The organism is Bacillus sp. FSL K6-6540, from assembly GCF_038007545.1.
The window spans coordinates 3,348,339-3,367,390 of record NZ_JBBOXH010000001.1; the positions used below are offsets into that span (position 1 = coordinate 3,348,339).

Annotated in this window: 18 protein-coding genes; 12 read left to right on the top strand and 6 right to left on the bottom strand. The window is 49.1% G+C overall.

Features of this window, described 5'->3' with window-relative positions:
* Positions 1-61 precede the first annotated feature (61 nt).
* The 7 genes from MHH82_RS14850 (at position 62) to MHH82_RS14880 (ending at position 7,877) form a co-directional block, all read left to right on the top strand.
* The gene (locus tag MHH82_RS14850) at positions 62-2,281 is read left to right on the top strand and encodes an AAA family ATPase (protein WP_340966468.1); all 2,220 of its coding nucleotides are present in this window, start codon (positions 62-64) and stop codon (positions 2,279-2,281) included.
* A gap of 262 nt (positions 2,282-2,543) precedes the next feature.
* Positions 2,544-3,683, top strand: coding sequence for an AI-2E family transporter (locus MHH82_RS14855; RefSeq protein WP_015735124.1), 1,140 nt, complete (start codon positions 2,544-2,546; stop codon positions 3,681-3,683).
* A 255-nt stretch (positions 3,684-3,938) separates the two neighbouring features.
* Complete coding sequence (locus MHH82_RS14860; protein ID WP_015735125.1) at positions 3,939-4,424, top strand: RrF2 family transcriptional regulator; 486 nt, start codon at positions 3,939-3,941, stop codon at positions 4,422-4,424.
* A gap of 100 nt (positions 4,425-4,524) precedes the next feature.
* On the top strand, positions 4,525-5,490 hold the full coding sequence (locus MHH82_RS14865) for a DUF1835 domain-containing protein (RefSeq protein ID WP_340966470.1): 966 nt from the start codon (positions 4,525-4,527) through the stop codon (positions 5,488-5,490).
* A gap of 145 nt (positions 5,491-5,635) precedes the next feature.
* Positions 5,636-5,872: a DUF896 domain-containing protein gene (locus tag MHH82_RS14870; protein ID WP_015735128.1), complete on the top strand. Its 237-nt coding sequence runs from the start codon at positions 5,636-5,638 to the stop codon at positions 5,870-5,872.
* A 156-nt stretch (positions 5,873-6,028) separates the two neighbouring features.
* Complete coding sequence (locus MHH82_RS14875; protein WP_036663152.1) at positions 6,029-6,631, top strand: sigma-70 family RNA polymerase sigma factor; 603 nt, start codon at positions 6,029-6,031, stop codon at positions 6,629-6,631.
* Positions 6,558-7,877 carry a DUF4179 domain-containing protein gene (locus MHH82_RS14880; protein ID WP_340966472.1) on the top strand — a complete coding sequence of 440 codons (1,320 nt, stop codon included), beginning with the start codon at positions 6,558-6,560 and terminating at the stop codon, positions 7,875-7,877. Before MHH82_RS14875 ends, MHH82_RS14880 begins: the two co-directional genes overlap by 74 nt.
* 68 nt (positions 7,878-7,945) lie before the next feature.
* Here MHH82_RS14880 and MHH82_RS14885 read toward each other — a convergent pair whose 3' ends face one another.
* Genes MHH82_RS14885 through MHH82_RS14895 form a run of 3 tightly spaced genes read right to left on the bottom strand, consistent with a single transcriptional unit; the run spans position 7,946 to position 9,889 of the window.
* Positions 7,946-8,590: a DUF2306 domain-containing protein gene (locus MHH82_RS14885; RefSeq protein WP_036663149.1), complete on the bottom strand. Its 645-nt coding sequence runs from the start codon at positions 8,588-8,590 to the stop codon at positions 7,946-7,948.
* A gap of 22 nt (positions 8,591-8,612) precedes the next feature.
* Positions 8,613-9,650 (bottom strand): DJ-1/PfpI family protein, encoded by a 1,038-nt coding sequence (locus MHH82_RS14890; protein ID WP_340966474.1) that lies wholly within the window; start codon positions 9,648-9,650, stop codon positions 8,613-8,615.
* A gap of 17 nt (positions 9,651-9,667) precedes the next feature.
* Positions 9,668-9,889 carry a hypothetical protein gene (locus tag MHH82_RS14895; RefSeq protein ID WP_036663142.1) on the bottom strand — a complete coding sequence of 74 codons (222 nt, stop codon included), beginning with the start codon at positions 9,887-9,889 and terminating at the stop codon, positions 9,668-9,670.
* A gap of 203 nt (positions 9,890-10,092) precedes the next feature.
* On the opposite strand from MHH82_RS14895, the gene MHH82_RS14900 reads away from it, so the two are divergent.
* Together MHH82_RS14900 and MHH82_RS14905 are read left to right on the top strand one after the other, a co-directional pair.
* Positions 10,093-10,779 (top strand): response regulator transcription factor, encoded by a 687-nt coding sequence (locus MHH82_RS14900; protein WP_015735134.1) that lies wholly within the window; start codon positions 10,093-10,095, stop codon positions 10,777-10,779.
* Between the two features lies 1 nt (position 10,780).
* On the top strand, positions 10,781-12,151 hold the full coding sequence (locus MHH82_RS14905; RefSeq protein WP_340966477.1) for a sensor histidine kinase: 1,371 nt from the start codon (positions 10,781-10,783) through the stop codon (positions 12,149-12,151).
* A 69-nt stretch (positions 12,152-12,220) separates the two neighbouring features.
* On the opposite strand, the gene MHH82_RS14910 is transcribed toward MHH82_RS14905, so the two are convergent.
* Genes MHH82_RS14910 through MHH82_RS14920 form a run of 3 tightly spaced genes read right to left on the bottom strand, consistent with a single transcriptional unit; the run spans position 12,221 to position 16,197 of the window.
* Positions 12,221-13,312, bottom strand: coding sequence for a GerAB/ArcD/ProY family transporter (locus MHH82_RS14910; RefSeq protein ID WP_015735136.1), 1,092 nt, complete (start codon positions 13,310-13,312; stop codon positions 12,221-12,223).
* Positions 13,313-13,346: 34 nt separating this feature from the next.
* The gene (locus MHH82_RS14915; RefSeq protein WP_251495473.1) at positions 13,347-14,564 is read right to left on the bottom strand and encodes a Ger(x)C family spore germination protein; all 1,218 of its coding nucleotides are present in this window, start codon (positions 14,562-14,564) and stop codon (positions 13,347-13,349) included.
* Between the two features lie 34 nt (positions 14,565-14,598).
* Positions 14,599-16,197 carry a spore germination protein gene (locus MHH82_RS14920; protein WP_340966481.1) on the bottom strand — a complete coding sequence of 533 codons (1,599 nt, stop codon included), beginning with the start codon at positions 16,195-16,197 and terminating at the stop codon, positions 14,599-14,601.
* Positions 16,198-16,469: 272 nt separating this feature from the next.
* On the opposite strand from MHH82_RS14920, the gene MHH82_RS14925 reads away from it, so the two are divergent.
* The 3 genes from MHH82_RS14925 to MHH82_RS14935 all read left to right on the top strand — a co-directional run bounded on the left by MHH82_RS14925 (position 16,470) and on the right by MHH82_RS14935 (position 19,031).
* Positions 16,470-17,021: a GNAT family N-acetyltransferase gene (locus tag MHH82_RS14925; RefSeq protein WP_251495479.1), complete on the top strand. Its 552-nt coding sequence runs from the start codon at positions 16,470-16,472 to the stop codon at positions 17,019-17,021.
* Positions 17,022-17,301: 280 nt separating this feature from the next.
* Positions 17,302-17,958: an SGNH/GDSL hydrolase family protein gene (locus tag MHH82_RS14930; protein ID WP_340966483.1), complete on the top strand. Its 657-nt coding sequence runs from the start codon at positions 17,302-17,304 to the stop codon at positions 17,956-17,958.
* A 20-nt stretch (positions 17,959-17,978) separates the two neighbouring features.
* Entirely contained in the window at positions 17,979-19,031 is a 1,053-nt protein-coding gene (locus MHH82_RS14935; protein WP_340966484.1) for a helix-turn-helix domain-containing protein, read from the top strand.
* The last annotated feature ends 21 nt before the right edge of the window (positions 19,032-19,052 follow it).

Sequence of the window (19,052 nt, forward strand, 5' to 3'; positions counted from 1 at the left end):
TAGCGGGGGAATGGAGCGAGAGTGTCCTTCCACGCTGGGAAAAGCTAGGAGGCGATAGGTTATGCTAGAACAGAATGACAATGAATATTACGTGCTGTCTCCCGGGAGAGCATTGACCGAAGAAGAAAAGAGCCTTGTGTGGACAAAACCGTTAACGCATAAAGTAAGTGAGGAAGAACGGCGAATCTCGAATGATATTAAGCGGAATTGGGATCGGGGCGAGATGAAAATCGCCAATGTTTTGTTAGAGGGGGATGCCGGATCCGGAAAGACGCAGCTCGCCAAAGCTTTATCCGCGAACTTCAGGCTCCCCTACACCAAAGTTACATGTTTTGCCGATATGGATAAATCGGATATTATCGGAGCCATTTTACCGGTCATTACTTCCGATCAAATAGAGCACTTGGAACCTGCCGATCAGGCTGCCTTGAAAGCCCTATACGATAGTGACGGCTTTCGAAGTTGGACGGAGATTCTAATGGAGGCTTTGGGAATTTCGCGGGAGCATGCTTCAGCGAAAATGAAGCATGTATTGAAGCTGACCGCGAATGCTGCAGAGAATAAGGCGATAGAATATCGATTTTACGCTTCCGAGATCGTCAGAGCCTTTCAGAACGGCTATCTGCTGGAAATACAGGAACCGAACGTGATACGTGATGCTGCCGTATTAATGGCGCTGAATTCCGCGCTGGAGCCCGGCGGCACGCTGAATCTGCCGATGGGTATCGTGCACAGGCATCCGGATTTCATTGCGGTGATCACGGCCAACCGCAGTTATGCGGGATCCAGGCCGCTAAATGAAGCATTGCGAGACAGGATACAGCATTCGGAGAAAATGGATCTGCCAACCAAGGATATGATGATGGAGCGCGCAAAGGCCAAAATCGGCTACGAGGACGATAAAATGCTGGACATCCTCGCAAGGGTCATCATTCTGTTAGACAAAACAGCCCGGGCCAATGCCATTAAGGGGGTTGCCGGCATGCGTTCCTATTTCTATTGGTCGGATGCCGTGGCTCAGGGAACTTCTGCAAGAGAATCCCTTTATCACAAAGTGATCTACAAGATTACGACCGATCCGGAAGAAATCAAACTGCTGGAAGATGCGCTGGAAGGCCAAGGCCTGTTGGGGCTGCTGGACGAAATTCCGGTTGAACCCCCAAGCAAACGAAGAGGGGATGCCGTGGAGATCTCAACCTGGGAAATCGATATGGATGTTGACTCCAATCCGGATCAGCAAGTCGGGGAAGAAGGGATCCGCTTAAAAAAATCCGCTGAGAGCGAAGGCAGCACATCCGTTTCATCGGATGAATCAGCGGAGATGGAGAGCACGGATTCGGGCGAGGAGGGCACGCCGAATTATCACCAGGCTAATCCTGAGCCCATGTCGGAAGAGGAGAAGCAGAAGGAACGGGATTTCCGCAAAAAGCTGAATCGGGTTTCCAGAGAAATCGTGTCCGATTCCCTTCATCGGTCGGTAAAGCTGATCGTTCATCGCCCTGATTATGATCCGAACCTACAGGAGAAATATGGGCGGTTAAGTCAGGGGCTTATGCCCGTTGTACGGGAAATCGCCAGAAAAACGCTGCCGCTCTTGGAGCACGAAATCACCGCGGAGTATGCCAAAAATCAATACTATGGATCAAAATTTCAGGCAGACAGCGTAGCCTACCGGGACTTCAGGTTATTTTCCAAGAAACGTCCTCCGACGGAATCCCCTGGTCTTGTGGTCGGACTGAGGGTCGATGAATCCGCATCGATGGCTGCGTTCGGTAGATTGGAGGCAGCCAAGCGAGCGGTCATTGCGGTCTATGAATTTTGTCAGATTTGCCATATTCCTGTTCTGATCTACGGCGATACGGCCGATGTGTCCCGCTTGGAGCAGATGTCGATCTTCGCTTATGCCGACTATGATCATCCGGATGTTCGCGATCGCTTCAGGTTGATGGGAATCCGCGCGAGAAGCAACAATCGGGATGGTATGGCGTTAAGGATCATGGCGGAACGGCTGGCAGCTTCACCGAAGCAGACCAAGCTGTTGATCAGCATCAGCGACGGGCAGCCTAAGGCGATGGAAGACTATACCGGAAGTCTTGCCATTCAAGACATGAAGCAGACCTTATCCGAATATGATAGAAAAGGAGTCAAATTTCTGGCCGCGGCCATCGGACAAGACAAAGATGTCATTAGCCGGATTTATGGAGCTGAAAGGTTCCTGGACATTACCAACCTGAATGAGCTGCCAGCAAAATTAGTGCGCATCATTTCCCGATATTTATAAGATCGAGGTTTGTAATTACAGCCTAAGCCTGTGTGTCTTCATGACACGCAGGCTTATTCCATTATAAATAAAATATGACCGCCCATAAATGCGCGAGCCTCACGCTGGCCCTGGGTTGACTGGACATGTGCCCTGAAGAAACATTATAGTTAAAAGAATGGAGTCAGCGAAGCTATGCTCGATGATCTCGACGCCATGAGTAGCTTGCATCGATGCAAGTTTTGTGTCTGGAATCGATAAACCTAAATAAGGGAGGACATATATGGAGCAACCTCGCATTTGGCCGGATCGGTTCAAGCGCTTTTTTCTTAACAATAAGTTTGTGCTGCTTTTGCTTGTTCTGTTGCTGGTCGGTTTAAACATCATGGTATTAAGCAAAATCTCGTTTGTGCTGCATCCGATCGCGGTTTTGATCAAGACGATCGTACTGCCGATCATTTTATCCGGAATCCTGTATTATTTGCTGAATCCCTTGGTGGATATGTTGGAAAGAAGGAAAATCAAACGCGGATGGTCCATCCTGATATTATATCTGTTGATTGCCGGAATTTTAACGGTTGTGGTGCTGGCGGTCATTCCGGTGCTCCGCACCCAGATTATGAGTCTCATTGACAATTTCCCGACATACAGCGAGAAGGTCAGGCAGCAGTTCGAAGAGCTTACCGGCAGCCAGTTGTATAGTCAGCTGCAGGAGGCCGTGAACATCAACTCCCAGGAGTGGTGGGGCACGATAACGCAGAAAGCAACCGAAATCCTGAACTCGACATGGAGCAAGGTAGGCGGTTTTCTTGGCGCGTTTACGGAAATCGTGTTGTCGATCATTACGGTTCCTTTTGTCCTGTTCTATATGCTGAAAGACGGCAAAAAGCTTCCTCGGAAAATCTTGTCGTACCTGCCGACCCAGAGTCGTTCGGGGATCCTGCATGTGCTTCAGGATATCAATCACCAGATCAGTTCGTTCATCCGCGGTCAGATTATTGTCAGTGTCTGCATCGGTATTCTGCTGTACATCGGGTACATGATCATCGGCCTGGATTACGCGCTTATTCTTGCCATTATCGCCTCGTTCACCAGCGTAGTCCCCTATTTGGGGCCTGCCATTGCGATCACGCCCGCGTTGATTGTGGCTCTGGTCACTTCTCCGGTAATGCTGCTGAAGATGGTAGCGGTATGGACGATCGTGCAGCTGATCGAGGGCAAATTCATCTCTCCGCAAATTATGGGCAAAACGCTCAAGATTCATCCCATTACGATTATCTTTGTCATACTGACAGCCGGTAATCTGTTCGGCGTTGTCGGCATTCTGTTGGCGGTTCCCGGCTACGCTGTTCTCAAGGTTTGCGTAACCCATATATTCGAATGGTTCAAGAACACATCGGGGTTATACGATCCTCGAAAATAATGGCCGCAGGTCCAAACAACAAGACGTGCCTATTGATGAATAGGAGGCGTAACCTTGATAAACATTAACCGAGATTCATAGAAGCGTATGAAGCTGCGCTTGCGAAGCCGCCGTTTTGGCGGCTTTTTCATGTTCGATTCTGGTCACCATGGTTTATTCTGACCCTCGCGGATTCATTGCAAATAAGAAACTGAAACAATATAATGGATATCATGGGTCTATGGTAAATAAAATAAAGCAAAGGAGGAAACCGCCATACAGTTTTCCAAAAGCGTTGATTATGCTCTGCACGCCTTAATTCATCTGGCTCAATCGGAGCGTGACCACAACATCGGAATCAAGGAGCTGTCTGCGACACTAGGCGTTTCGGAAAGCTATTTGTCCAAAATCATGTCCAAGCTGAGACAGGACGGAATCGTGCGTGCCGTGCCGGGGGTAAACGGAGGTTATGAGCTGGCAAAGCCTGCCCGGCAGATTACATTTTTAGAAGTGATCCAGGTGATCGAAGGAAGGCAGCAGCTGTTTGAATGCTCCAATCTCAAATCGCAGCAGCATCGATTGTTGACTGAAGAGAAACCTAGCGACAGGAACGAAGACAAGCCGGGTGCTTGCGTATGTCTGGTCAAACAGGTGATGGACGGTGCGGAACGGCAGTTGAATCAATACTTGGAGGAGCAAACGATCCAATCGGTATTGGATGCTGCTTCCAAACGCGGCAGCTGCTCGACTAACAAGGAGTGACGAAACAGTTGAACTTCGCTTCGGAGGGATCCTTATCGATAAGCTATACGAGAAATTGCAAGGGTTTGGGGAAAGAGAGAATGGGCTTTTACTCCGTCGGTTGCTGAACACAGCGATCCAGGATGCCACGAACGGCGGGCATGAAGAGAAAAGGGCTGCTGAGCGATTGTACAAGCTGATCGAACACCATGCAGAGATCGTTCAACATGAGCGGCTGCAGGAGGAGAATCTCCAAACGCATGTTCATATCATTTTCAGCCTCTCGAATGCCGGTTCATTAAAAGTAGCGCTCAGTCAAGTGGGGAATCGGGAGAAATCCCGCGTATTGGCATTTAATGAATGCTTTTCCACTGGCCCTATCAGGGATTTAAGCACAGCGGAAGGGCAGCAGCGCAGGCTAATCTGGTTGATGGAACATGACAGAGATTACTACTTTTCTTACACGAGCAATCTGGAACACCAAATCGAGCGCATGATAGAAACGCTAAAAACCATACCGGAGAGCAAGACCGTGGTTATATGGTGCGCGGATAACGCCCATGATCAAACCGGGCTTCGCTTTGCATCGTACTTGCTGAGGGAGCGGAAACGCCCCGTTCATGTGGTGAATGTCACGCAAATTCTCAAAGATTCGGGACACGATGATGCTCCGTTTTCGCAGGCACTCATCGAGCGAGGGACCTACATCGAAATCGTCAAAAGTTACGGTGATGGGATTCCGCTGGACTCGGATCTAAGGAGACGGTACGAATCCGAATGGCTGGAGCTGGCAGGACAAGATCATGTCCTTCGATTCTGGGAAGAGGACAGGGTCATCGGCTGCGAAGAGAATCGAATGGATGCGCTTATCTTACAAACGGTCGCTGAACTGCAAGAGCAGCACCATTCTAGTGATCTGGTTAAAGCAGGGGACGTCGTATTCAGCATATTGGAAATGTCACGTCAATTCGTAAGTTATTCTTATATCGTGTACAGAATCTGGTTTTTAGTCAGTGAGGGTGTCCTCATGTTCAAGGGGTTACCGGGCTTTCCCCATCAATTTTCGATAGGTTTGCCTAAAGCTTAAGGAGCCGCCAAATGGGCGGCTTTTTTGATTTGACTGGAAAATCCATTCGCATCTTGGCATGGTTTCCTTGGTTTAGTTGCAACCGCAGGTTATTTACAGTAAACTGTCTGTTACAACTTGTTATACGGAAGGATGAAAGATAACCATGACCATACCTTCATTGCATAGAATTAATGAACTGAGCCGCAAGCAGAAGAGCGAAGGTCTGAGCCAAGAAGAATACACTGAGCAGCAGCAGCTTCGTCAGGAATATTTGCAAGCCATCCGAGGGCAGGTTCTCTCGACCATGTCTACGCTGAAAGTTGTGGACCCAAATGGCGAGGACGTTACCCCGGAGAAACTGAAAATAACGCAAAAACAGAATACGTCAAAGCTCCATTAAGCTTCGACCTTGGTTAGTTTCTGTTTTGGAATCATTGGTCTCCGCACCCGCACAGGGATAGGCAAACGTTTACCCTGTGTATGGTGTGGAGTTTTTTTGTGCGGTATGAACTTTTATCATTGCTTCTAGCTCTTATACATGAGAGAGGGGGAGAATATGCGAGTAAGCCGTCTTGTGAAACAAGCCAAACGAGGAAATAAGGAAGCTCTATTACAGCTGATCATAGCCGATCAGGACGCTTATTATCGTCTAGCCTACAGCTACATGGGAAATGAGCATGACGCGATGGATGCCATGGAAGACATGATCGTTACGCTGTATGAAAAGCTGGATCAGTTGCAAAAGAACGAAGCCTTTTATAGCTGGAGCAAAACGATTCTAGTGAACCGCTGCAAAACACTACTCCGAAAAAAGGAACGATTTCTTCCGCTGGGAGACGATCAGGAAACTGCTTTTAATACTTTAACCGACGATAATCCCTATCGCTATGCGGAGTCAGAGATGGATATGCAGGTGCTGCTATCTCATCTGAATCCAAGGCAGCGAGAAGCGATTGAGCTCCGCTACGTGCATGATTTGCCGTATCAGACCATAGCGGATATGACCGGTGCACCGATCGGCACGATCAAATCAAGAATTTCGCAAGGCATACTGAAACTGAAAGTCATGATCGGAGGTGATCGCCATGAGAACGATCGAGGAGAAGCTGCAGGAGCATCAGCAGACCCTGAATTCCGTACAGGCCCCGCCAGAACTTGAAGGGCGACTGCGGCATGCGCTTGAGCTAGTTCCCGCCAAGAAAAAGGACCGGAATCGAGCTTTTACATGGGCCGCATCCATAGCCGCGGCACTGCTCCTGATTGTCGGTACCTATCAATATCCTGCGTTTGCTTACTATGGCGTAAAGCTGCTGGATAAAATCGAGCTGAACTCACTTAGCTTTGCTGAAGTTACGGAGCAAGGGTATGGACAAACGGTCGGCAAAAGCAAAACGCTGGATGACGGTACGGTCATAACCATTAATGGAGTCATCGCGGACGATAACGCATTTCTTATGTATTACAGTATCGATCGACCCGCCGGCAGCGTGCTTTCCGACAATGGTTCTTTTCGTTACAACGTTGGCGGAATACAAGGCTTCATGACGGATTCCCGTCCGAAAGAAGGAAGCGGCAATTATAGCAAAGACGAGACTCGGTACGAGGGCGTGTATAAATTCGAGCCGGTCAGCCCATTTTCCAGAACATTAACCGTTACCTTCAGTGAGTGGCTGGATAACGGGGAGAGGTCAGCTTATCCGGTCTCCTTCAAGTTTGAAGCGAACAAAGCGATGAAGAGTATGATTAAGGAGGATATTTCAAAATCCGTTTCGGTTGATCAGGGGACTGTCCACTATGACTCGATTACGGCTTCACCAACTTCTACCATCGTGAAGGGTCATTACGAATTTGAGGACGAGGGATTTCCCAGATTTCCTGGCAAAACCAAGCTTTATGTCAATGGCACGGAAGTGAAATTTTGGGGAATGCGGTCGGATCGATACGCCGAAAAGGGCATCCCAGGATTTGAACTGGAATACGACGTCCTTCCTACGGATCAAATAGAGACGATTGAAATCGTTCTTAAAACCTTCGATGGATATCAGAAAGTAGCAGAACCCATCTCCCTTGCGTCACCGTCTGATCAATCGATTCAGGTTGGCAATGAAAAGTTATGGATACGAAGCGTCACGAAAACCGATGCCGGTTATGACATCGTGATAGCCAGAAAACAATTTACCATCTTGGAGAAGGATCAATTATCCGTACAAACGGGCGGGAAGAAGGTTCCTGTATCGTCCATATCCAGATCACGTCCTTGGGATTTGAAAAACGGCAATATCCTATGGGAGCAGACATATTCATTTGACACAACGAATAGGCCGGAATTCCTGCTGCTGGATGGATACCGTTACATTAAAACCTATGATCAAACGGTATCTATCCCAATAAAAACCCAAAAATGATGAGCGAGCTATGGTAAAAGAAATATGAACGCATCGATCGAATTCGAAAATAAAACGAACCATTCCAATCAAGGAATGAGTTCGTTTTTTTCGGTTCGTTTCGTTCTGATGATGATTTCAGGAATAACGATCAGCAGCGCAATAGAGCCGTAAAGGCCAATGGTGTAGCTTGTGGCGTAAACCATGCCGAAACCCTGATGAACAAGAGAAGTGATAAGATGAATCAACAGGTTCGTGAAGCAGAAGGCGTAACTCCGAATCATCCAGTTCCGGTGCCGGTCGATTCGTTTCCTCTTGATTTGGATGAGCGCCGTCATGGTGACAAACAGCCAGATCAGATTGAGCGCGTTGAATCCCATGCTGCTGATTTTTCCGCCGGTGGCGTAAGGCGCCATATATCCGGAGGTGAGGACAACCAGCAGTACGGACACGAGGTAGACGTAGCCGTTGAAACGATGGAACCTGCGGCTTTTTTCAAACATACGATTGGAAAAGTTGATCAAGCCCGACGCCATGGCCAGACATGCAAATCCAACATGAACGTACATGACATTCAACCAGACCGGAAGATTCAGCTCCCGCTTCAGCCCGGTTTTACGGCTTAAAAAACCAGCAGCACCGGGATCGATCCAATAGTTTTTGACCAGGGCGTATAGAATAAATACAAGGCTGACACAGGCCAGCAGCCGGTATAATGATTTCCGTTTTTTCATGCAGTTCCACAACCTCCGAATCTTAAGAAACCCGTGTTCCGGTTAATTTGGATGCCGGCAGCATGCCGGCCTTGGCGGATCCGGTCATAACATCTCCGTCCGCGGTAACTTCGAATTTCAGGTTCAGGCGCATGGGCTTCGTGATGGGAAGCGACCAGGCCAGCTTGCCGTTCTGGAGCACCGGGCTCCTGAATTGGATGGTTTCATCTCCTTGCGTTGCCGTACCTTCGATGATGTCGTTCCTTGCCGATATGGAAAGCCTGACTTCCATTTTTCCGACAGGCGTAGCGATGATCGTATCCCAATCCCCTTCGAACATAGAAGCCTGCGTGAGTTGGTAACCCGAGGCTGGGTTAGTCAACATCCCATGGTTCGCTGCTGCGTTCGGTTCGTTATCGTCCGGCAAAGATTTCTGCGTGCTTGGTGCCAGGCCGATCCCCTTCCAAACCGTCCCTCTTCGCTCGTACTCGAATAACTGCTCTACCGCGTGCGCGATGCGCGGTCCGAGTTCCCGTTCAACCAAGTACAGTGCCACATCAAGCCCGGATGTGACACCGCCCCCGGTAACGAGGCTGCCGTCGTCCACGACCCGTGCCTTAATCGGGACTGCCCCGGTTGCACCAAGCAAGTCCATGCCGAGGTGATGCGTTACCGCGGATCTCCCTTCCAATAGTCCGCCCATGGCAAGCAGCAGAGAGCCGCCGCATACGGTAGCGACTACGATGTCCTGCCGGTCGAGCGCCTGCCCGATCATACCGGTCAATTCGGTATTCATTGCCCGGCCCAAAATAGCTGGGATCGAATCGGGGCCATCACCGTCGACCTCGCCCGACGCTCCCGGTACGAGAATGATGCCCGCGCATTCCGGATTCAGTCGGCCGCTCGCTTCAATTTTTAATCCGTTAACGCCGCTAGCCACAGCCCTTGACCCTTCAGCCGTGACCAATTCCACGCTTAACTCATGTTCTGCATACAACGCTGCCGCGCAAAAAACCTCGTAAGGCGCAATGGCATCCAGCAGGTCGAAACCATCAAATAACACGATTTGTACAGTTAGCAATATAAATCCTCCCGTCTTTATTGGGTTACAAGCTCTTTCAGCATGCGATATTCCTTCTCGTCCAGCTCACCCTTTGCCAATCGGCTCTTCAGAATCAATGCGATGTCCCTGTCCTGCAGACTGTCGTCTTTGTAGCGATGGCGAATCGCGTAGATCCGAACAGCTGCTATACTAAAAAGCGTGAGACAAAACAAAACGCCGAAAGGAAAAAACGAAAACCCGTCGTTTTCCAATCCCATAAGATAACCTCCCTTTAACATGGATTGCCCGGACGACCTCCGAATGAAGCCCGTCCGTGTTCGCAAATAGAAGCATAACAAGCGAATATCTCAAACGAAGTCGTAAAAAGGTCACAAAAGTATAAACAAACCATCACAATTCATGGGCTCTCGTCAGTTCCTGCAAAAAAAATGATAAACTAGATGGCAAAGGTGGGATTTGCATGAGCGGAGACAATACGATACTCGTTGTAGACGATGACCAAAGCATCGTCGAACTATTAAGGGACTTTCTTGAGAATGACAGCTTTCACGTGAAGACTGCTTGTGATGCGGAGGAGGCGTGGGCCATATTCCAACAGCATCCCATTCAGTGCATGGTTCTGGACATCATGATGCCGGGACAAAATGGATTTGAGCTGTGCCGCCGGATTCGGGCGGAAAGTCCTGTTCCGATTCTCTTTTTGAGTGCCCGCAGCGACGACGTGGACAAAATCCGGGGGCTGACGCTCGGCGGCGACGATTATATCGTCAAAACGGCTTCTCCCGCGGAGATCGTTGCCCGCGTGAAAGCCGTACTGCGGCGCTCCGCGACCCGGCGGCCAATGGAGGAGCGGGTGTTGGATTACGGCCGCCTCCGGTTGAATTTGTCCACAAGGGAAGTGGTCGTGGATGGCAATAACGTCGTGCTCACGCCGAAGGAGTTCGAACTGCTGCGAGTATTCGCCGAGCATCCTAGACATGTTTTCACCTATGACCAGCTGCTTGCGAAATTTTGGGACGGGGTGGGCGACAGGCATACGATCCGCGTCCATCTCAGCCGGCTGCGCGAGAAAATCGAAGCCGATCCGAACCAGCCGCAATTCCTCGTTAACGTGTGGGGAGTAGGCTATCGCTTTGAGGGTCGTTGACATGAAGAAGCTGCGCATTCGAACCTTTACCATGCTTTGCTTTTTCTTTATCCTTCTGTTACCGTGGATCTTTTTTGTCACTGCCCATTTTATGGAGACCAAGACGCTCAGCTTCGAAAAAGGGCGTCTGCAAAATGAGACGATGCAAAGTAGTTTATCGGAAATGATACACTTCATTGAAGCAGGCTCCGGCCAATGGACGGAACCGGCTTGGCAAAATCAATTGAAAACGGCGCTCCATGAAGCGAAAATGGATGTTCTTATTCAATCCGCGGAAGAGCGGGAGCTGTATCGGTCTAATCCGGAACGCAGCGGTACGTCGTTGTCAACGGAACGATTCTCCGTCATCAAGGATGGTCAATTGCTGGGTAGGGTAACTCTGTATTTGCCAAGAACCAATGAAAAACAGGTCATGTCGGCTTTTGCAGGACTGCTGCTTGCTATCTTGATTGTCGGAATGGGAATGAGACGGTTCGTGCTCAAACCGCTTGAGAAGATGGGGAATGCAGCCAGACAAATCGCGACAGGCGATTGGAAGGCGCGGTTGCCCTCATCCAGGGTCACCGAAATCGCCGAAGTACGCGATGGATTCGAAGTGATGGTGAAGGGGCTTGAGAAATCCTATCAAAAACAAGCCGAATTGGAACAGGAACGCCGATTCGTGATTGCTGCCGTTGCGCATGATTTGCGGACGCCGTTGTTTGCGTTGCGGGGTTATTTGGATGGCTTGGAACAAGGAATCGCTCAATCCCCGCAAATGGTCGCCAAATACGTAGCGGTATGCAAGGAAAAATCGGTGCAGTTGGATCGTCTTGTGGAGGATCTTTTCACATTTACGAGGATGGAATATTTGGAGGCGGAACTTAGCCGCAGCCTCGTTGATTTGAGAGATGTTATCCAGAATTCGATGGACAGCCTGCGGCCGCTTGCGGCTGACAAGCATATTGCCTTTACCGCACAATTCATGGGCGATTATCTACTAAGCGGCGATACGCATTTATTGGAGCGCGCTATGAATAATCTCATGGACAATGCCGTCAGACATACACCTCTGGATGGTGAAATTGCTGTGCAATGCTGTAAGGACGGCAACCGGATCAGGTTTACGATACGAGATACCGGACCGGGCTTCTCCTCGGAAGACCTGGAGCGCGTTTTTGAACCCTTGTACCGTGGGGAAGCGTCTCGAAGCCGATCAACTGGAGGGAGCGGTTTAGGGCTGACGATTACACAAAGAATCATAAGGCGGCACGGAGGTGAAATAACCGTCAGCAACCATCCGAAGGGAGGAGCAATGCTGGAAGGATGGTTACCTGCCACAGTCTCCGAACAAAAGGCTATGGATGGTTGTGAGTCTTATTCCTCTAAGTGACACGCTTAAACAGCCGCGAACAATCGCGGCTTTTTTATGATGAACATCCATATTGACTCAATCCACCGATCAGCCGGATTTGGATGAACGGCCTCCTTTGATTAATATAATCAAAGCAAGAAGCAATGGCAGTCCGATCTGAAAGATGGGAAAGTGGTATTTCAAATTTTGAGCGAACCCGATCCAGATATGATAAATAAAGTTCGGCGAAGTGAACGATATGGTAAAAATGAAAGCACCCACGATCATGGTGGTTTTTTTATGGCTGATTTTGATCAGGCTGGAGAGACCGAGTACGGCACCGAGGTAGAATGCGGTCATTTTTACGAAAATGCCGATATAGATCAGCAAGATGATCAACGGGTCCAAACGCTCCAAAAAATCGGCGATTTCGATGAGACGAACAGACCGAAGCAGCGGAAAAGTAGATATGCTCGTTATGGAGGGATCCAATATCGCAAGGTTTAAAATGTTGAATATCATTAAAAAGATGCCCACGAATATGTAGGAAGACAAAGATGTCTTGGACAGCGTTTTCTTGTCATCGAGATGACTCCAAAACATGAGAAAGACCACGATTTGACCGAACGGAAAACTGATCACCTCCGGTAAAGCTGCTTGCAGCACCGGCTGGATTCCGTTTTCAAGCATGGGCATAAGGCGGTCAAGGTGAATGATCTTCGAACCGATGAACATAAGGACGATCAAGATATATCCGATCATCGTAAAAGGAAGCAGAAATTCCGTGACGCGAAAGAATACCTCAATGCCTTTCCAAACGGCATAACCGGACAGCAAGACCATCAAGAGAATCAGGATGAACAGCGGTGTGCTGGGGAGAAAGGAGATATTGATGATGTCCGCGAACTCGCGGGTATTTCGCATGGATTCATACGCAAAATAAACGATATAGGCTGCAGTAATAAGGGAGCCCAAATATTTCCCGAAATGCCGATTTAGAATTTGGGGAAGTGCATGCTCCGAATTTTTGTTCTGGATATAGAGGTAGACGCACAACAGCAGCAATCCCGCGAGCATGGCAACCAGCACGACCAGCCAAGCATCTTGTTTAGCTTCAATCCCCAGCTCATACAAAGGGGTGCTGCCGATCATAAACAAGATGGTCATGGCTATGATTTGGTATTTACCGATCTTCTCCATTGGGGACCTCCTTGTTGTAGGTATCGATTGCGGTCTATTTATTGGGTTCAATCAGATTCGAGAAGGGTTTATTGATCATATTCGTGTGCTCCACGTTGACTTCAATATTCAGGTCTAGTTCCAGCTCCTGAAGCGGCTGCTCCAACTTTGAAAGGCGTTTGCTGGCTGCCGGATATCTTCTGTGAATCATATCCAAAAAACCAACCACATCCACATTCAAATCCTTCATCGTTTTCCATGTAGCCAAGACTTCTTCCTTGATCTGCTCGGCTAAAGCTTCCTCGAGTTTCGAAATGACTTCCGGTTTCGTCAAATCCATCGTACAGCTGGTTTCATCAAGAGCCCCCTTGGTTTGAATATGGACCATCATGTTGACCGAACCGTTGACCATTTTGGGATCTACCCGGGTCGAGGAATGAGTGACGCGGTAACTCGATAATCGGGTTGCGTCTTGATCGCTGCATGGGGTAACAATGATCAGGTTTTTGACGCTGTTCGAAAGCCAAGCGACGCCTCTGCTTTCTCTTCGCTTCATCCATCCGACCAGCCTGTCTCCGCGAAATACGCCCAAATCCCCAAGTTTGAGTACCGCTTGATTGCGGGTCGACTTTAAGGCATCCAAGGTGGATTGCTCCTCTTGATTGCCGGACACTCTCAACTCGGGTGCCATGGCGCTTTGGTACGGATTGGCGACCATGGATGCAAAATCGATCAATTTAATATTTTTCACCTGGGACAGATTTTCTTGCCCTTGCGTAATGACCCGTTGAATCGCATTGCCCGATATTTTCTCCAAAGGAATAAGCACTTCCAACAGATTGGAGGCTTTGTCCTTGGTCAGCAGAACCGACATGGTTTCCCGGCTTTCCATGGGACGGAGGAAAAAATCAAGGATTTGTTGTACGCCTGCGTTCCGAACGACTTGTTCATTAATAATCAATATGGAGTTATGGGCGAAAAACAACGCGCGCGGCGCTTCTAAATTCGCATTCTGCATGGCTTCGCGAATGGTCTTGCCCCTGGTGGAGAAGATGGTGATCGGAGATTGACTTCCCCCCGATCCACCACCGGTCTGGGTGGCGATGGACTGCGGAATGACGACTTGGAAGGAGATGATCCATTCGTCTTCGCTGCGGTCTATGGACGTCGCCGAGACAATGCTAAGCGAGTTTAACTCTTTACTGTCCCAGCAACCGTTGAGAAGCAACGAGGCGGTCATCATGAGAATCAGGAGTTTAAGCTTCCGGTTCATCTGTTCTTCACCTCCGACTTATACCATTTGTATACTATTTGTTACCATCGGAAGGTGATGGACGCTGGTTCATTTTTTGCCGTTTCGCGTTTTTACGATTGATTAAGGTGGGTCTTGTCACCATGGCCCACCATGGAACTCGCACCAGCACGTCTTTTTGGTCTAACGGGATAAATGGAGCGAACGGCGTAAGATACGGCAAACCGAATGATCGCAAGCCGGCTAGGTGGATCAGCATGGCAAGTAATCCTGCCATAATCCCAAAGAGCCCTAAAGTTGCCGCCAATATCATAAAACCGAATCGGAGCAGTCTGGCGGAGTTGGCTATGCTCACGGAAGGCGCAACAAAGCTCGCGATGGCGGTAAATGCAACGATGATCACCATGGCAGCAGACACTAAACCTGCCTGTACAGCAGCTTGACCCAGTACTAATGCGCCTACGATGGATATCGCAGAACCCATCGCCCTGGGCATGCGCACACCGGCTTCCCTTAATACTTCGAACGTAATTTCCATGGCCAAGGCCTCCACAACGGCGGGAAAAGGGATGCCTTCCCGCTGTGCTGCAAGGCTGATTAGCAGGGTCGTTGGCAGCATTTCTTGATGGAATGTGGAGATGGCAATATAAAGCGAAGGAAGAAGCATCGACACCACAAAGGAAATGATGCGCAACAGGCGCAAAAAAGTGGCGATATCGAACTTTTGGTAGTAGTCTTCGCTCGATTGAAACAATTTGAATATGGTGATGGGAGCAATCAGCGCAAACGGTGTCCCATCAACCAAAATGGCGATTTTCCCTTCCAGGATCGCACCGGCGATAGCATCGGGTCGCTCCGTATTGGTGATGGTAGGAAAGGGGGTGAACGTTGTATCTTGTATAAACTCTTCGATATACCCGCTCTCCAGGATGCTGTCGGTATCGATCTGGTCTAAACGATTCAATATTTCCTGTACGATCTTATCATTGGCGATGCCATTCAAATACATAACGGAAACATCCGTTTGGGTGACGCGGCCAATCTTACGATCCACGATCCAGAGGTTTGGGCTTTTAATCTTCCGACGGATCAAGGCGGTATTCGTGCGGATATTTTCGGTGAAACCTTCCTTCGGGCCGCGAACGACGGTCTGAGATTGGGGCTCTTCTACTCCGCGTTCTTCTCCTCCAATAGAGCTGGCGATAACGCCATGAGAGGATCCGTCGATGAGAATGACAGTATTGCCTTCAAGGATGGCGGAGATCAATGGCTCCATATGCTCCAAATCGCTAATGCTGCCAATGGATAAGAATCGATTTTTGATAATGGACAAGATTTCTGCAGGGTCAGAGGTATGCAGCTCTTCGTCGTAATCCTTTGAGGTTAAGGATTGCATGATCGAGTGATTGATGGTGAGCGTATCAACCAATCCATCGATATAAATAACGGCTAGGGTATGATCGCTTCCAAACATATGACTTAGGGTGCGAATGATGATATCCCGGCTGTGGCCGGTTTGTTCCCGGATTCTATGTAAATTCTGATCCAAGCAGTCGGATAGACGAGAGGCTTCGGCGGTTTGCTTCGTTTGCTCGTTATGATGAAGCAGGGCCGTATTCGATGGGGGTTGCTTTGTTCGTTTAAAAAAGGCCACGGGATCAGCTCACTTTGACAAGATTCATACGATCTAAAGTTCCCTAATTCTGGTTTAATATTCTTTGGGCGAACCGCTCGAGATCGAACCGGCTATCGTCTCACTTCTCGGAAACCGTTAACCCGTCCGATCTCATCGCTTTAGTGAATTTGCGAGGCAGGTTAGTTTAACTATAAGTGTTTTATCGTCTGCACAGATCGGCGAATCCATGGTACTTTATAGTTAGCTTGGATCTCTCGAATAAGTGGAAAAAAACTTGGAGGCTTAGGGTAATGAAAAAAAGGCTTGAAACACGGATAGAAGGGGACCGCATTGTGCTCCGTCCCGTAAGGGAAGATGAATTTGATGTATACTTCGAATTATTGCAGGATGCGGAGTCTAACCGATTAACGGGAACACAGCAGACGTTCACCAAGGATTCGATTGCGGCTTGGATTCATAACATCGGCTACGCCCATGAGGATCGCCTGGATATGATGATTGCGGAGAAGCAATCGGACGAATTAATCGGAGAAGTGGTCCTGAACGAAATCGACCTCAACAATCGCAGCGGCAATATCCGCATATCGATCTCCGGTCGGCACAGCAATAAAGGATACGGCACGGAGGCCTTGAAGCTTATGCTGCGTTATGGGTTCGAAAGTTTACGTCTGCACCGTATCGAGTTAGGCGTATATGCGTTTAATCCCCGGGCCATCCATGTCTACGAGAAGCTTGGTTTCGTACGGGAAGGTACCCTGCGAGACTACCTATATTGGGACGGAACATTCCATGACATGATTGTAATGTCGATTCTGGAGGAAGAATTTCGGCAGCTGCCATAGTCATTCCTGTATCCCTATATCATATTACGAAAGAAGTCGCCAGAATCGGCGACTTCTTTATTTGCTTTTATAATTCGAGGGTTCTTCTTAATCAGATGTCGAGTAGCGAAACCTCTTGGGGCTCTCTTTAGTGAGTTATTCAAAAAACTAACAATAATGTATAAAAATTCAATCTCAGTTGTTAAATCTAGGAACCAGCTTTCGATACACTGGTCAAGGTAGAGGGAAATTAGGTACAATAGCTAAACAATCTCATTATTTAAGATTGGAGATAGCGACTATGGAGAATCAGAGAAAAACCATATTATTTCAGGGTGATTCGATAACCGACGGCAATTGGGGAAGAAACCAGGACCCTAATCATATTTTGGGACATGGCTACGTCTATCTCATAGCAGCGCAGCTCGGATTGGAATTCGCCCAAAGCCAGCCGCTATTTATAAATCGCGGGGTCAGCGGCAATCGCGTATCGGATCTGTATGCAAGATGGAACGAAGATGCCTTTAGCTTGAAGCCTGATCTCATCAGTATTCTGGCAGGTGTGAACGATGCAGGCCGTATCATTCAAGGTCAGCCCGAAGGAGCAACAGACCGTTTCGAACGAATCTATCGCCAGCTGCTGAGCGAAACAAGGGAAGTTCTCCCGGAAACCGGCCTGGTGCTGTGCGAGCCTTTTGTTTTGCAAACAGCGGCTACCACGAATGGATGGGGTCAATGGCGCAGCAAGATCGATGAATACGGTTCAATCGTTCGGCAGCTGGCAGAGGAATATCACACGCTTTTTGTTCCTTTGCAGGAAGTATTCAACCAAGCAGCCCAAAACGTTACGGCGGAATACTGGTTATGGGACGGTGTTCATCCTACGGCAGCGGGACACCAGTTGTTGGCCAGGGAGTGGTTAAAGACCGTCCAGCAAAGTGACTTGGCTATCCGATGATGAATAGGAGTTCTTTAGATATGAAGTCTCATGTGTCCGACCGGATTAAACTCCCTCCGGGATTTTGGACAGGATTAAGACAATTGGGGATTGCCGCTGACGACGTGGCCCGCAAAGCGAGCTTGCCGCTTGCGATCATCACTGGAGCGGAAGTCACCACCGCCCAATACTTCGCGATTTGGCAGGCGTATTCCGATCTCGTGGGTGATCTGGCCAGAGGCATCGTCGAGCTTGCAACCGTCTTTGAAACGGCGAAGTACCCGCCTACCGTCTTAGCGACTTACCACGCTCGTGACTATCGCGAGGCTTTATATCGAATGTCCCGGTACAAACAGCTTTGCCCGCCTGAAGGTTTGCATATCACCGAGGAGGGCGAGCTCTGCACGATTGATCTGGAGTGGGGGAACAGCCTGCAGACCGGTCCGCCGATGCTGGTCGGAATCACGCTGGCATATCTGCTTGAGCTCGGACGCCGGGGGACAGGTCAACCGTTGAGGGCAAGACTCGTGGAATTTTCCGAGCCTATGGGCGATGTAGAGACTCTTGAAGCTTTTTTTGGCTGCCGAATCCGGTTCGGCGCAGCACGCAATCGGCTCTCGCTGCTTCGACAAGATCTGGACCGTCCCTTTATCTCTTACAATGAAGAACTGCTGGAGATTCTGACTCCCGCCCTGGACCGATCGCTTGATGAACGGCGGAACAGTCGTTCCGTTTCCGATATGGTCAAATGGTTCTTGAAACGCTGCCTCATCGGAGGGCGCCCCGACATTCACGTTGTCGCGAAAGAAATGGGAATGAGCGACCGTACCCTGCAGCGCAAGCTGACAGATGAAAACACGAGCTACAAGCAGCTGTTGACACAAGCCAGACATGAGCAGGCGATCGAGTATTTGGCAGACCCTTCTATCGATATTAAAGAAGTGGCGTTTATGATTGGTTATGCAGACCAGAACTCATTCTACCGCGCGTTCCGCATGTGGGAAGGCGATACCCCTTCGAATTGGCGCGCTGCCAATATGGATACCCGCTCGATGGCAGCAGTTCGGCCTGAATTTCCGAATCTTCAGGAATGAAGATTTCCAACCAGATTCCAA